At 69.9% G+C, this 14446-nt stretch carries 13 protein-coding genes; 5 read left to right on the plus strand and 8 right to left on the minus strand.

All coding sequences use genetic code 11. The annotated features are described in order from the left end of the window. Nucleotide 1: 1 nt before the first annotated feature. Nucleotides 2-1690, minus strand: a complete 1689-nt coding sequence (locus tag OG430_RS16320; RefSeq protein WP_327353226.1) for an urease subunit alpha — start codon at nucleotides 1688-1690, stop codon at nucleotides 2-4. Beyond that, a complete protein-coding gene (gene ureA, locus OG430_RS16325; protein ID WP_327353227.1) occupies nucleotides 1687-2373 on the minus strand; it encodes an urease subunit gamma in 687 nt (228 codons plus the stop codon). Before ureA ends, OG430_RS16320 begins: the two co-directional genes overlap by 4 nt. Nucleotides 2374-2556: 183 nt before the next feature. On the opposite strand from ureA, the gene OG430_RS16330 reads away from it, so the two are divergent. After that, nucleotides 2557-3990 carry a cytosine permease gene (locus tag OG430_RS16330; RefSeq protein WP_327359118.1) on the plus strand — a complete coding sequence of 478 codons (1434 nt, stop codon included), beginning with the start codon at nucleotides 2557-2559 and terminating at the stop codon, nucleotides 3988-3990. Here the strand turns inward: OG430_RS16330 and OG430_RS16335 are convergent. The 3 genes from OG430_RS16335 to OG430_RS16345 form a co-directional block, all read right to left on the minus strand. Continuing rightward, the gene (locus OG430_RS16335; RefSeq protein ID WP_327353228.1) at nucleotides 3933-4412 is read right to left on the minus strand and encodes a hypothetical protein; all 480 of its coding nucleotides are present in this window, start codon (nucleotides 4410-4412) and stop codon (nucleotides 3933-3935) included. The two genes, OG430_RS16330 and OG430_RS16335, sit on opposite strands and share 58 nt — an antisense overlap. After that, entirely contained in the window at nucleotides 4409-6706 is a 2298-nt protein-coding gene (locus tag OG430_RS16340) for a CHAT domain-containing WD40 repeat protein (RefSeq protein ID WP_327353229.1), read from the minus strand. Before OG430_RS16340 ends, OG430_RS16335 begins: the two co-directional genes overlap by 4 nt. 496 nt (nucleotides 6707-7202) lie before the next feature. Continuing rightward, on the minus strand, nucleotides 7203-7610 hold the full coding sequence (locus OG430_RS16345) for an ATP-binding protein (RefSeq protein WP_327353230.1): 408 nt from the start codon (nucleotides 7608-7610) through the stop codon (nucleotides 7203-7205). Between the two features lie 112 nt (nucleotides 7611-7722). Between OG430_RS16345 and OG430_RS16350 the strand changes: the two genes are divergently transcribed. From OG430_RS16350 to OG430_RS16360, 3 genes are read left to right on the plus strand one after another with little or no spacing between them, the layout of a single operon-like run. After that, entirely contained in the window at nucleotides 7723-8523 is an 801-nt protein-coding gene (locus OG430_RS16350; protein ID WP_327353231.1) for a helix-turn-helix domain-containing protein, read from the plus strand. Continuing rightward, nucleotides 8520-8744, plus strand: a complete 225-nt coding sequence (locus OG430_RS16355; protein ID WP_327353232.1) for a DUF397 domain-containing protein — start codon at nucleotides 8520-8522, stop codon at nucleotides 8742-8744. The genes OG430_RS16350 and OG430_RS16355 overlap by 4 nt, the downstream gene beginning before the upstream one ends. Continuing rightward, entirely contained in the window at nucleotides 8741-9742 is a 1002-nt protein-coding gene (locus OG430_RS16360; protein ID WP_327353233.1) for a hypothetical protein, read from the plus strand. Before OG430_RS16355 ends, OG430_RS16360 begins: the two co-directional genes overlap by 4 nt. Before the next feature lie 106 nt (nucleotides 9743-9848). Here OG430_RS16360 and OG430_RS16365 read toward each other — a convergent pair whose 3' ends face one another. Continuing rightward, the gene (locus OG430_RS16365; RefSeq protein WP_327353234.1) at nucleotides 9849-10955 is read right to left on the minus strand and encodes a branched-chain amino acid aminotransferase; all 1107 of its coding nucleotides are present in this window, start codon (nucleotides 10953-10955) and stop codon (nucleotides 9849-9851) included. A 239-nt stretch (nucleotides 10956-11194) separates the two neighbouring features. Then, on the minus strand, nucleotides 11195-12235 hold the full coding sequence (locus OG430_RS16370) for a 3-isopropylmalate dehydrogenase (RefSeq protein ID WP_327353235.1): 1041 nt from the start codon (nucleotides 12233-12235) through the stop codon (nucleotides 11195-11197). A gap of 201 nt (nucleotides 12236-12436) precedes the next feature. Between OG430_RS16370 and OG430_RS16375 the strand changes: the two genes are divergently transcribed. Then, complete coding sequence (locus tag OG430_RS16375) at nucleotides 12437-14047, plus strand: purple acid phosphatase family protein (protein ID WP_327353236.1); 1611 nt, start codon at nucleotides 12437-12439, stop codon at nucleotides 14045-14047. Between the two features lie 41 nt (nucleotides 14048-14088). Here OG430_RS16375 and OG430_RS16380 read toward each other — a convergent pair whose 3' ends face one another. Next, complete coding sequence (locus OG430_RS16380; protein WP_327353237.1) at nucleotides 14089-14223, minus strand: hypothetical protein; 135 nt, start codon at nucleotides 14221-14223, stop codon at nucleotides 14089-14091. Between the last annotated feature and the right edge of the window lie 223 nt (nucleotides 14224-14446).

Consider the following 14446-nt stretch of genomic DNA (forward strand, 5'->3'; position numbering starts at 1 on the left):
TCTAAAGGAAGTAGAGACGGTTGAGGGAGACGGAGTCGGCGGGGTGCGAGCGCATCGGGGCGCCGTCGAGCGTGACCAGACCGGTGCGGGCGTCCACATCGACCGCGCCCGTCCGGGAGTTGAGCAGCAGATCGCCGGGCCCGATCCCCCGCGTCCCGCGCACCCCGACGCGGCGCCGGCGCGTGGGCATCCGGTCGCCGTCCAGGGCGGCGGCCGCCTGGGACACGAAGGCCACGGAGATCTCGGCCGGAGTCGCGCCGTGCGCCCCGAACTGCGGTCCCAGGACCAGGGGTTCACAGGTGTCGGTCGCGGCGTTGGGGTCGCCGGTGACGCCGTACGCCGGGAAGCCGGACTTGAGGACCAGTTGCGGCTTGGCCCCGAAGAACTGGGGCTTCCACAGCACGATGTCCGCGAGCTTGCCGACCTCGAGGGAGCCGATCTCGTGGGCGAGGCCGTGGGCGATCGCCGGGTTGATGGTGAGCTTGGCGAGGTAGCGGAGCACGCGCGCGTTGTCGTCGTTCGCGCCGTCCCCGTCCAGCGGCCCGAGCTCGGCCTTCATCTTGCCCGCCATCGCGAACGTACGCCGGACCGTCTCCCCCGCCCGCCCCATCCCCTGCGCGTCGGACGAGGTGATCCCGATGGCGCCCAGGTCGTGCAGCACGTCCTCGGCGCCCATCGTCCCGGCCCGGATCCGGTCGCGCGCCATGGCGGCGTCGCCGGGCAGGTCGGTCTTCAGGTCGTGGACGGAGACGATCATCCCGTAGTGCTCGGCGACGGCGTCCCGGCCGAAGGGCAGGGTCGGATTGGTCGACGACCCGATGACGTTGCGTACGCCGGCCATCTTGAGCACGTTCGGTACGTGCCCGCCGCCGCAGCCCTCGATGTGGAAGGCGTGGATCGTCCGCCCGTCGAGCACGCTGAGGGTGTCCTCGACCGACAGGCACTCATTCAACCCGTCGCTGTGCAGGGCGACTTGGACGTCGTACTCCTCCGCCACGCGCAGCGCGGTGTCCAGGGCGCGGGTGTGCGCGCCCATGTCCTCGTGCACCTTGAAGCCGCTCGCCCCGCCCTCGGCAAGGGCCTCGACCAGGGGCGCCGGGTCGGAGGACGAACCCCTCGCCAGGAAGCCGATGTTGACCGGCCAGGCGTCGAAGGCGTTGAAGGCGTGCTTCAGCGCCCAGGGCGAGTTGACCCCGACGCCCCACACCGGGCCGAACTCCTGGCCGATGATCGTGGTCACGCCGGAGGCGAGCGAGGCCTCCATGACGCGCGGCGAGAGCAGGTGGACGTGCGTGTCCACGGCCCCGGCGGTGGCGATCATGCCCTCGCCGGACACGATCGACGTACCCGTGCCGACCACGACATCGACGCCGTCGAGGGTGTCGGGATTCCCGGCCCGCCCGATCGCGTGGATCCGGCCTTCCCTGATCCCGATGGACACCTTCCGGATGCCCTGCACGGCGTCGATGACGAGGACGTTGCTGATCACGACGTCACAGGTCTCGCGCACGGCGGCGGCCTTGAGGTGCAGCCCGTCACGGGCGGTCTTGCCGAAGCCGGCGAGGAATTCGTCGCCGTACGCCTGTGAGTCGGCCTCGACGCGGACCACGAGGCCGGAGTCACCGAGGACGACGCGGTCCCCTTGCCGGGGGCCGTGGACTGAGGCGTACTCGCGGGGATCGATCGTCATCGTGCCTCAGCTCCCAGATAACCGCAGGCCACAGCCCTGCGCAGCGCCTCTTCCCGCGCGCCCGGCGCGTCCAGCTCCCCGTCCACGAGCCCCGCGAACCCGATCGCGACCCGTTCGCCGCCGATCGGCACCAGGCCGACCTCGGCCTCCCCGCCCGGATCGAAGCGCACCGACGACCCGGCGGGCACCGCGAGCCGCATGCCGTACGCGGCCGAACGGTCGAAGTCGAGGCGGGGGTTGGCCTCGAAGAAGTGGAAGTGCGAGGTCACGCTGACGGGCACGGTCGCGGTGTTGCGTACGCGGATACGCACCCTCGGCGCGGGCTCCGCGTGGGCGGGGCCGGGCAGCACCGCACCGGGGGCGGCATCCCCCAGCGAGCCCCCGCTCAGGGGCGCGGAGACGACGGCCAGCCGGGACCCGTCGTCGAAGACGGCCTCGACATGCACCTCGGTCACCACGTCGGCGACGCCCGGCAGGACGTCGTCCGGGCCCAGGACGGCGCGGGCCCGCTCGATCGCCTCGGCGAGCCGCAGCCCGTCCCGGGCCGCCTCGCACACCGTGTCGGCGATCAGCGCGGTGGCCTCGGGGACGTTGAGCCGCAGGCCGCGGGCGCGGCGGGCGCGGGCCAGCTCGGCGGCGCCGAAGAGCAGCAGCCGGTCGCGTTCGGTCGGGGTGAGTCGCACGGCACTCCCTCAGTCCGGGCCTGGCGAAAGATTTAGAGCTTCACTCTAACTGAGTCGGCGTAGAAGATTAATAAGCCAGAAACATTGACCTGTCAGCTTGAAATCCGTCACATTGAGCGTCACTCAAATCTGTCACTCAAATCTATGCGTGATCCGACAGGGGGCCCACCCATGCCGATAGACATGCCGATAGAACAGCGCGGAGTCGACACCATCCCGGACGAGGAACGCACCAGCGGCCCTCGCGACCTCATCTCGATCCTGCTCGGCTCCAACCTCTGCCTCGGCGTGATCGTCTTCGGCTGGCTGCCGCCGTCCTTCGGGCTCGGCTGGTGGGCCTCGGTGACCTCGATCCTGGCGGGCACGGCGGTCGGCGTCGCGGTCACCGCGCCGCTCGCGCTGGTCTCGCTGCGCACGGCGACCAATCTGTCCACGTCGAGCGGTGCGGCCTTCGGTGTGCGAGGGCGCCTCATCGGCTCGGTCGTGGGCCTGCTCCTGTCCCTCGGCTACACCGCGCTGACGCTGTGGATCGGCGGCGACGTCATGATCGGCACGCTGGCCCGGCTCACCGACCTGCCGGACAACGGCCTCACGCACGGCCTCGTGTACGCGCTCCTCGCCGGCGCCACGGTGGTCGGCGCGGTCTTCGGCTACCAGCTGCTGCTGCGCCTGTCGAAGGTGCTCGCGATCGGCATGACGGTCCTGCTCGGGATCGGGCTCATCGCGTACGCCGGTGACTTCACGACCGCCGCACCGACGGACACGCCTTTGTTGCTGGGATCGTTCTGGCCGACCTGGCTGCTCGCGGCGGTGGCGGCGGGGCTGAGCGGGCCGGTCGCGTTCATCACGCTGCTCGGGGACTACACGCGCTACGTGTCACCGCTGCGGCACTCCTCTCGGAGCGTGCTGCGGGCCACGTGCGTGGGGCTCGCGGTGGGGCTGTTGTTGCCCCAACTCTTCGGTACGTTCACGGCGTTGGCGGCACGGGCGGGGCTCGACTACGCCGGGCCGCTGGTCTCGGCCGCACCCGGCTGGTACCTCGTCCCGCTGCTGCTCGCGGCCTGCGCCGGTTCCGTGGGCAACGCCGGGCTGATGCTGTACTCGATGGGCCTCGACCTGGACGCGATCGTGCCGCGGGCCTCGCGGGTGCGGGCCACGGTCCTGGTGGCGGTCGTGGCCACGGCGTTCGTCTTCGCGGGGCACTTCGCGTGGGACGCACAGTCGGCGATGACGTCGTTCGTGCTGTTGCTGACGGCGATCGGCACGCCGTGGGCCGTGATCACGCTGACCACTCATGTGCGGGCGGGCGGACTGTACGACGCGGATGCGCTGCAGGTGTTCAACAGGCGCTCCCGGGGCGGCATTTACTGGTACCGGGCCGGCTGGGAGCCGCGGGCCACGGCGGCCTGGGCGGTGGGCGCGGCGGTCGGGCTCGCGGCGGTCTCCACTCCCCTGTACGAGGGTCCGCTGCTCGCCCTGACGGGCGGGGTCGACTGCAGCTTCGTCCTGTCCGGGGTGGTCGGCGGGCTGGTCCATGCGGCCCTGATCCTGCGCACTCCTCAGGCGGTCCCCTCGGCGTCCTCGACCAACCGCCAGGCGCGGGCGACGGTGTCGTAGCGGATCGTGCCGCGCACCAACGCGAGGTCGATCTCCCGGAGTTGGCGGTACGCCGCCTCGTCGAGGTCCGGGGTGAGGAGGACGCGGACCCCGGTGTCCCTGTCCTCGATGACGACCGGGCGCGGGGTGGGAGCAGGGGGCGTACGCCGGACCGCGTCGCGCAGCTTTCGGTACGCGTCGTCGGCGAGCTTGCTGCCGAGGCCGCCGAGGAACGCTTGCAGCGGCAGGGTGGCGAGGATCAGCCACTCCAGTTGCTCGGGACCGCGGCGGACGGGGACGGCCTTGACGCGCGTGGTGAGGCCGAGGCCGCTGAGGGCCCCGACCAAGGGGACCTCCGTGCCGGAGGTGTCCTTCTCGTCGACGAACACGTCGGCGTGGGGCGGGAGTTCTTCGGTCATGGCTGCGGACCCGTCTTCCGTCATGAGGCATGCGTGAGGTCTAGGAGCTGGACTTCCTTGCCTTCGATGACGGCGAGGAGGGTGCCGTCATCGCTGTAGGCGATCCGGCTCGGCCCGAGTGGGGCGATGCCGTGCGGGGCCTGCGCCTGGGGCCGGTACTCGCACACGGCGTTCCCGCTCGGCAGGTCCCACACCGTGGCGCCCAGCCCGTGGGCGGCGGCGAGCCGGGTGCCGTCCGGGCCGAACGCGAGGCCGCTGATGCCCGCGCGATGCGCGAGCTGCTGGACGGGCTCGCCAGACGGGAACTCCCAGAGGTGAGCGAGCTTGCCGCTCCCGGTGGCGAGGCGGGTGCCGTCCCGGCTGAACGCCACCGCGAGCACGGGCAAGTCATGGGGCAGGCACAGGAGTTCTTCGCCGGACACCACGCTCCAGACCCGGGCCTCCCCCAGAGATCGCCCGGACGACTGGGGGGTCGGCGCGAGCATCCCGTCACCGGCGACGGCGATCCAGGCGGCGCCCGGCGAGAACGCCAGCGTCTTTACCGGCGCCTCGCTGCGGGAAATCACGGTCTGGCCCGCCGGGCCGGAGAGCAGCAGGGAGCCGGGGGGAGCGGCCGCGGCGATCCGGCCGCCCTCGCTGACCGCCACCACCGAGGTGCTGTGCATGCCGAGCCGTCGCTTCGACACCCCAGCCCCGCTCGCCGTCTGCCAGACGCGCACCGAGTCGCCCGTGACGGTCGCGAAGGTGTTTCCCGCCCCGTCGAAGGACACCGCCAGTACGCGGTCCTGGTAGAAGAACGACGACCGGACGGCGTCGGCCGCGTCGGACAAGTAGCCACCGGCTCGCACCCGGCACACGCGCTCGCCCCTGCGATCGACGACCACGGTCAGCCACTTCTCGCAACCGATGGCGAGCCGGCTGGAATCCGGGCTGAACGCCAGCGACCAGGGCCAGTTGGGCACCCTGACGGGCGTGACTCGAGGCTGCGGCGCCAAGCCGCCGGCGTGCAGCGCGAACCTTCTCGTGAAGGCCGCCCGACGCGCCGTGGACGGCACGGAAGCCGGGCGCTGCGGCACCGTCGGCCGGTCCGCACGTGGCGGCGCCACGGGTGGCGGCCCCGCCTGCACGGGTTCGACGGGTGCGGGCTCGGTCTGCACCCGATCGGCGGGCGCGGGCTCGGCCCGCACGCGCTCGGCCCGCAAAGGCTCCGCGACCTCGAAGAGCACCCCGTCCGCCGACCGCATGTACAGCACCGGAGTCCCCCACTCCAGCGTCCCCGGCAGCGCGAGCCGGATGGCCTGCCGGGCCTCCGTCACCGCCGCGTCGACCGGCAGCTGGTGGGCCAGGCCCTCGTAGAAGGTGCGCGCGAACTCGACCGCCGCCCGGTCGGAGATCGCGTACTGCATGGCCAGCGCGGCCGGCACCCCCGCGCGAAGGAGCGCCCCGCCCATGCTGGAGAAGGGATCCGCCGCCGCCGAGCGGCCCGTCTCGCAGGCGTTGAGCACGACGAGGCGCAGCGAACGGTGGTCGTGCAGCATCATCGCCAGGTTCTCGGCGCCCAGCTGGTACGTTCCCCCGTCCTCGCCCGCCAGGGCCAGCGTGCCCTCCTGGGCGAGGGGGTCGAAGCCGCCGTGGCCGATGAAGTGCAGGATGTGCCAGGGGCCGTTCCGCGCGGCGAGCGCCGTCCGCAGGTCGCGCCAGGTCTCGCCCTCGACCCAGCCCAGCTCGACGAGCCCGGCCCGCTCCAGGCCCGCCAGGTTGCTGCTGAGCCGGTCCCGCTCGGCCTGGACGGCCAGCGGCTCCAGGTCGTCGGGGCGGGCGGCCATGCACAGGATGCGCAGGGGTGCCGCCACCGTCAACGGACGCTGGGGCTGGGCTACTTGTGGCCTCCGGACCAAGGGCATCGTCGTACAGACATAGCCGTTCTCGCCACTGTCGAAAAGGAACTCCCAGGGCAGCCGGGCCAGTTCGGGAGGCCGCACGCGCAGCACGAGCCGCAGCTGCCGGTCCTCCTCGGCGGCGCGATGCCGGGCCGAGGCGAACAGCGCCCGCCCCTCCCCCGCCAGCAGGGCGTCGAAGAGGATCCGGCCCAGTTCCTGCACGGGCCGCTCCTCGGGCGGCACGCTGCGCCGGACCACGGCCGAGGAGGCGAGGATCGCGTCGGGGATTCGGGCGGAGAGGATGCGCAGCTCGTCCGGGGTGATCGGCAGCCGCAGCCCGTCGAAGGTCGCCTCGGCGCCGTCGGGCGCGCGCAGCGTCACCTGATAGGCGCCGGGTCCTGCGGCGCCGATCTCGGCCTGGAAGTCGAGTGTGCCCACGGCCCGCCCCACCCCCGTCCCCACCGGGCAGCTTGCCGAATCCACCATCCCACGGCGGCGGAGCGCCGGGGTGCCGGGCAGGCAAATCAGGCGGCCCCAGGCCTGCACCGGGAGTCCGGAAGGTCACTGCTCAAAGACGGGATTGCGTGGCTGGTGGGGGTGGGTGGTGCAGGTGATCTCCGCCCCTCTCGCTGTCGACTGCAGCGGCTCGTGGGCCGGCTTTCCCCGATACCGGTCAGTACGGGCCGAGGAGCTCCTGGAGCTGAGCGCGAAGGCTGAGCACGAAACCTAAGTGGGGCGAAAGGGGCAGACGAAACGGGCATATAGGTGCCGCTGGCGCCCCTTTTTTTCCCCACCCGGCCTTCCCTCCCCCGGCTCCCCCTCCCCCGCTCTGACCGCCATCGGGGAAAGTCAGCCCCGGATCAGCCGCAGCCGACGACGAAAGAAGCGGAGGCCACCTGCACCACCCACCCTCACCAGCCACGCGATCCCGCTCCTACCCACACGCCCCGAACTCGCACCACACGATCTTCCCGAGTACGCGCTCCCCGACGCCCCACTTGTCGGCGAGGGCCCCGACCAGAAGCAGGCCTCGACCGCTCTCCGCGTCCGCGTGGGGTGCGGGCAGGCGGACGTCGTCCGGGCCGGGGTCGTGGAGCTCTACGCGTACGCCGCCGCCGTCGTGCAAGTAGAGGTGCAGCCGGAAGCCTCGGCCGGGCGGGACGCCGTGAAGCAGGGCGTTGGTGGCCAGTTCGCTTACGCAGAGCAGGATGTCGTCGGCCCGGGAGGTCGCCTTCCAATCAGTCAGGGCTCGGCGAGTAAACGCACGGGCCAGCGGCACGGACCTGCGCTCCCTCGGATAGAACCGCTCGCGAGGGCTGGGTGGTTGGCGTTCTTCGTTCATGAGACGACTGTCACTGGCAGTGACTACGCTTGTGCAGTGAGTCGGGTCGTACATCGGGTTTGTACGACGCTTGTCGGGGCGCTCGGGACGTTTCGCAGGGAATGGGGGACGCATGAACCCAGCGAAGAAGAGGGTCACCTCTTGGCATGCGATCGGGGCGATGATCGCCAACTTCCGTCGATACGCGGGGATGAACCAGGGCGAGCTGGCCGCGCAGCTCTGCGTCAGCGAGGACAAAATGGCGTCGATCGAGCAGGGGCGGCGCCCGCTGCAGCTTTCCCTCGCCACGAAGATCGACGAACTGCTGGACACCAAGCGGGCGTTGGAGACATTCGTATCGAGGATGCCTGAGAAGGAAAAGTTTCCGCTGCCGGTGCAGGACCTCGTGGAATACGAGCAGGAGGCGAAGACGATCCAGTCGTACCAAACGCAGGTCGTGGACGGCCTGCTCCAGACCGAGGACTACATGCGCGCGGTCTTCAAGAACCGCTATCCACCGGTCGACCGGGACGAGGCGGACGAGTGGGTGGCCGGCCGTCTTGAACGGCAGAAGATCTGGGAGCGGCAGTGGCCTCCATGGGCGCACTTCATCGTGGAGGAAGCCGCCCTGAAGAAGCAGTGGGGTGGCCAGGACGCATGGCGCGGGACCCTGCGCCGGATGCGGGAGATCGGCGAACTTCGCTCCGTGGGACTCCAGGTCATTCCGCACGCGGGCATCAACGGCCCGTTCATCCTCCTGGAGACCACCGAGAACGAACGCCTGGCGTACCTGGAAGTCCAACGGCTCAGCGCCCAGATCGAGGACCCCGACGAGGTCAGCTTCTATCAGCTCAAATATGGAATGCTGCAGTCGCAGGCCCTGCCCCCGGACGACAGCGCCCGCCTTCTGGACGACCTGCTAGGAGAGACATGAACTGGTTCAAGTCGAGCTATAGCGGCGACGAAGGCGGGTCCTGCGTCGAAGTCGCCTACGACTGGCACAAGTCCAGCTACAGCAGCAGTGAAGGCGGCTCCTGCGTAGAGATCGCCACCCACCCCTCCGCCGTACACATCCGGGACTCCAAGAACCCCGACGGCCCGATGCTCACCGTCACCCCCACCACCTGGACCACATTCCTCCGCCTCGCAAAATGAGCGGCGAGGACTCGGAAGAGCTCCAGGAGGCGCGGCAACTCCTCAACGCCGACTGGCGTACCGGCACCGGCCCAAGCACGATCCTCGAAGGCGCCCGGCGCCTGGTCGCCCTGGGCCCGCAGCACTTCTACGAAGTGAGCAACCGCCTCGGGTTCGTGTTCGGCGACAACGGGCGACTCGGGGCCGACAGCCGCATCGAGGCGGCCCACATTCTCGCGAGCCTCGGCGGTATGGATGTCCGCCGCGCCGCAGCCGCACTCCGCAGCGTGATGCTCGAATACCGGGGCTACGTCGAGGAGTCCGACAACATAGACGGCGCCTACGCCCTGGCGAAGCTCGCACCGGAGTACGTCAGCGAGGCGTCCTGGTGGCTGCGCCACAGCGTCACGGATCACCGCGAGGTCGTCACGCCCGGGGACCGGATCTACGCGCTGCACCGCCTGGCCGGCCTGCGCGGACCCGGCGTACATCCCCAACTGCCGCAAGAGCGGGTGGACTTCCCCGTCTACGGGATCACGCAGGGCGTCGAGGAGCGTTGGCCCGAAGCGTGGGGCACCATCCAGCGCAGGGGCGAGCAGCCACTGGGCCACGTGAGCCACGGGCACCGCATGCGGGAGAGCGGGGCCACCCTCGTCATCTCGACCTGGCGGAGCACCGGCAGCCACATCGGCAAGCACACTCCGGCGGAGGCCCTCACGCACGCCCGCGTGGACAGCCTCGCAGGCGCCCTGAACCTCGCGTTCCCACACCTCGACCGCACGGCGAAACAGTGGGAGATCGAGGCCGACTTCCACAGCACGGCGGCAGCGTTCCTGCCCCTGGGCCGCAGGCACGGGCAGACGCTCGGCATCAGCGTCGACGGCGAGCCGGTCCCGTTCGAGATCCTGCGAGTCGGCCACGTCTGGGCGGCTACTACATCGCTAGGACCCCTCGCGATCGGCGCGTACGGCCTCGGCACCGACCTCCACGAGCACGAGCTCAAACGCCGAACGGGCTGATCCATCGAGCTCGGCCTCGATAAATCAGCCCGTCCGGCGTTTGAGGACACCGCCCGCAGGGCGGAAGGCTCCGCAGGATTACGGGAAGGGGCGGGGCGGGGAAAAATCAGCCCAGCTCGTGCATCCACCCATGCTTGTCCACAGCCACGCCCCGCTGAATGTCGAGCAGCGCCTCACGCAGCTTCAGCGTGACCTCACCCGGCTGCCCGTCACCCATGGTGAACTCCGCCCCGTCCGTCTTGACCGTACCCACCGGAGTGATCACCGCGGCCGTGCCGCAGGCGAAGACCTCCTTCAGCTCACCGCTCTCCGCGTCGCGGCGCCACTGGTCGAGGGAGACGCGCTCCTCCGCCGAGCCGTAACCGAGGTCACGGGCCACGGTCAACAACGAGTCACGCGTGATGCCCTCGAGGATCGACCCCGTCAGCGTCGGCGTCACGATGCGGTCCTCGTACACGAAGTACAGGTTCATGCCGCCGAGTTCCTCGACCCACTGGTGCTCGACCGCGTCGAGGTAGCAGACCTGGTCGCAGCCCTTGGACGCGGCCTCGGCCTGGGCGAGGAGGGACGCGGCGTAGTTGCCGCCGGTCTTGGCGTTGCCCATGCCGCCGGGGACGGCGCGCACGTGGTCCTGGGAGGCCCAGATGGAGACGGGCTTCACGCCGCCGGCGAAGTAGGCGCCGGCCGGGGAGGCGATGACGGCGAAAAGGTACTCGTTGGCCGGCTTCACACCGAGCCCGACCTCCGTCGCGATCATGAACGGGCGCAGGTAGAGAGACTCCTCGCCGCCGTGCGCCGGAACCCAGTCCTTGTCCTGCTGGACCAGGACGTCACAGGCCTCGATGAAGGTCTCGACGGGCAGCTCGGGCATGGCCAGGCGGCGGGCCGAGTCCTGGAAGCGCTTGGCGTTGGCCTCGGGGCGGAAGGAGGCCACCGAGCCGTCGGCCTGGCGGTACGCCTTGAGACCCTCGAAGATCTCCTGCGCGTAGTGCAGGACCATCGTGGCCGGGTCGAAGGAGAACGGGCCGTACGGCACGAGCTGGCCGTCGTGCCAGCCGCGGCCCTCGGTCCACCGGATCGTCACCATGTGATCGGTGAAGTGGCGGCCGAATCCGGGGCTGGCCAGGATCGCCTCGCGCTCCGCGTCGGACAGCGGGTTCGAGGAGGGCTTGAGCTCGATCGAGGGATTCGATGGCGTCTCGGTCGTCGTCATGAGTGCTTGTCCTTCACCGGTTGTGTGGAGATGGACCGCGCTCACGCCACTGCCTACTAGGACGTCCGAGCTTCCGCATGCCGCGGCCCCACGTTCGATTATCGCTCCTGTGGAGCCGTGGACGAAACGGCGTGATCCCGCATGATGCGGCCCAGGAGACAGATGGTGGCACCTGGGGGCGCATACCGAAAGCCGCCGGGTGCTTGCGCGACCCGGCGGCTCTGGTGGTTACCGCTGGGTCAGCAGGCTACTCGTACGGCCAGCGCGTCACCGATTTCCTCGGTGGTACGCACCGACTCACCGCGCTCGGCGAGGTCGGCGGAGACCGCCGTCTCGACGCGGGCCGCCTCGGCCTCGAAGCCGAGGTGACGCAGGAGCAGCGCGACGGACAGGATCGTGGCCGAGGGGTCGGCCTTGCCCTGGCCGGCGATGTCCGGGGCCGAGCCGTGCACGGGCTCGAACATCGAGGGGAACTCGCGGCTCGGGTTGATGTTCCCGGAGGCCGCGACGCCGATGCCGCCGGAGACGGCCGCGGCGAGGTCGGTGATGATGTCGCCGAAGAGGTTGTCGGTGACGATCACGTCGAAGCGCGCGGGGTCGGTGACGAGGAAGATCGTCGCCGCGTCCACGTGCAGGTAGTCGGTGGTGACCTCGGGGAAGTCCTTGGCCACGGTGTTGAAGATGTTGGTCCACAGGTGACCGGCGAAGCTCAGGACGTTGTTCTTGTGGACCAGCGTCAGCTTCTTGCGCGGGCGGGCCTGGGCACGGGCGAAGGCGTCACGGACGACGCGCTCGACGCCGAAGGCGGTGTTGACCGAGACCTCGGTGGCGACCTCGTGCGGCGTACCGGTGCGGATCGAACCGCCGTTGCCGGTGTACGGGCCCTCGGTGCCCTCGCGGACGACGATGAAGTCGATCTCCGGCTGGCCCTTGAGCGGGGTCGCGACGCCGGGCAGCAGCTTCGACGGACGCAGGTTCACGTGGTGGTCGAAGAGGAAGCGGAGCTTCAGCAGGAAGCCGCGCTCCAGGACGCCGGAGGGAACGCTCGGGTCGCCGATCGCGCCGAGCAGGATCGCGTCGTGCTTCTTGAGCGCGTCCACGTCGGCGTCGGTGAGGGTCTCACCGGTGGCGTGGTACCGCTTGGCGCCGAAGTCGAATTCCTTCGTCTCCAGCTTCACGTCCTGCGGAAGCACGGCGTTGAGGACCTTGAGCCCCTGGGCCACGACCTCTTGGCCGATGCCGTCTCCGGGGATGACTGCGAGATTGATGCTGCGAGACATGTAGGAACCCTAGCGGGCGTCCCATGGAGTGACACTTGAGGTCCAGAATGTGGACGCACACGCCACGGACAGTTTCCCTGCACACGACACGGACAGTTTCCCTGCACACGACACGGACAGTTTCCCTGCACACGACACGGACAGTTTCTGTTCACCCCAAGGTCTGGCCTCAGTTAGAAGTTACTGGGAAGTTTTCCTCCCATGGAGACCCCGAACGTCGGCATTCCGGAGCCCCTCGCCAGCCGGATGAGCATGCCGGAACAGCACGAGTATCTGCGTGCCAGGCACGCGCGCCCCAAGGTCAGCCGGCGCAGTGCGCTGGCCGGTGGTGTGGCGGTGGCGGGCGTCGCGGGCGGTGGCGGGCTGCTGCTCGGCAGTGGCACCGCGAGCGCGGGCCAGGCCCCGGCCGCCCTGCCCGGACCGCAGAACGCGGCCGCTCCCGTCAAGGTGGACGGCTCGCTCGTCGCCCCCTTCGGCCGCCATCTCGCGTTCGGCGCCGACCCGAAGACCCAGATGCGGATCTCCTGGCAGGTCCCGTTCGCGGTGAAGCGGCCGTACGTACGCGTGGGCCTGGCCCCGTGGGAGCTGAGCCGCAAGATCGAGGCCGAGGTGCGCCCGCTGCACACGCCCTCGCTGTCGAAGAAGCTGCCGGAGGTCGAGCAGTACTACCTGCACGCGGCCCTGGACGGCCTCAAGCCCGGCACGACGTACTACTACGGCGTCGGCCACGACGGCTTCGACCCCGCGTCGCCACAGCGGCTCGCGACGCTCGGCTCCTTCCGGACGGCTCCCGCTCGCCCGGAGAAGTTCGTCTTCACCGCCTTCGGCGACCAGGGCGTCAGCTATGACGCGCTCGCCAACGACCAGTTGATCCTCGGCCAGAACCCGTCGTTCCATCTGCACGCGGGCGACATCTGCTACGCGGACTCCAGCGGCCAGGGCAAGGAGTCGGACACCTACGACGCGCGCGTGTGGGACCAGTTCCTGGCGCAGACCGAGTCGGTCGCCAAGTCGGTGCCGTGGATGGTGACGACCGGCAATCACGACATGGAGGCCTGGTACTCGCCGAACGGCTACGGCGGGCAGTCCGCGCGCTGGTCACTGCCGGAGAGCGGGCTCGACCCCAAGAACGCACCGGGGGTCTACTCGTTCACGTACGGCAATGTGGGCGTGGTGGCGCTCGACGCCAATGACGTCTCGTACGAGATTCCCGCCAACAAGGGCTACACGGACGGCAAGCAGACGGCCTGGCTCGACAAGCGGCTCAAGGAACTCCGGGCGTCCGAGGACATCGACTTCGTCGTCGTCTTCTTCCACCACTGCATGTACTCGACGTCGACGCACGCCTCGGACGGCGGGGTGCGCGACGCATGGCTGCCGCTGTTCACCAAGTACCAGGTGGACCTGGTGATCAATGGCCACAACCACGTCTACGAGCGGACCGACGCCATCAAGAACGGCGAGGTCGGCAAGCCCGTGCCGATCGGGGCCACGACGGACTCCACGCGGGACGGCATCGTCTATGTGACGGCCGGCGGCGCGGGCAAGGATCTGTACGGCTTCGGGGTCGGCGTGAAGGACAGCTACGAGGGCGCGGTCAACGACCGCGACTCGATCCTGTCCTTCCACTGGACCAAGTCCCGGCTGCCGGACCCGGACACCGTGGAGTGGTCGCGGGTGCGGTTCACCGGGTTCTCGTTCCTCGCGGTGGAGGCCGAGACGGGGACGAGGCCCAAGCTGAAGGTGTCTGCGCTGGCCGAGAGCGGCAAGCGCGTCGACTACTTCGAGGTCGTGCGGAGCAGCAGCTCGTAAGGAGCCGCGCGCAAGCAGTAACTCGTAAGCAGCAGTTCGGGTCAGTGACCCGTCTCGCCGCCGTTGTCCCTGCGGTCCAGTGCGCGCTGCAGGGCGGCGGCGGCGTTCTTGCGCTCGGTCTCGCTCGGGCGGCTGGCACGGCGGACGCGGCGGCGGGTGATCGTCTCTGCGGACATGGTGATCGACTCCTTGAGATCAGGCGTTCAGACAGGGGGAAGGGGAACGCTGAATTTCGAGGTGCCGGAAGGGGCGGGGAGCTTCAGGCCGCAGGGGTTGCCTGCTTGACGGCCGGGGCTCACATCCGCGTTCGCTGGGTCCAGCGAGACGTTCGGCTTCTACAAAGCTAAGCCAGCTTCAGGCTCCTGTCTCCACAATTACTTGGACTTCCTACTATCTGAG

This window comes from Streptomyces sp. NBC_01304 (assembly GCF_035975855.1).
Taxonomy (GTDB): domain Bacteria; phylum Actinomycetota; class Actinomycetes; order Streptomycetales; family Streptomycetaceae; genus Streptomyces.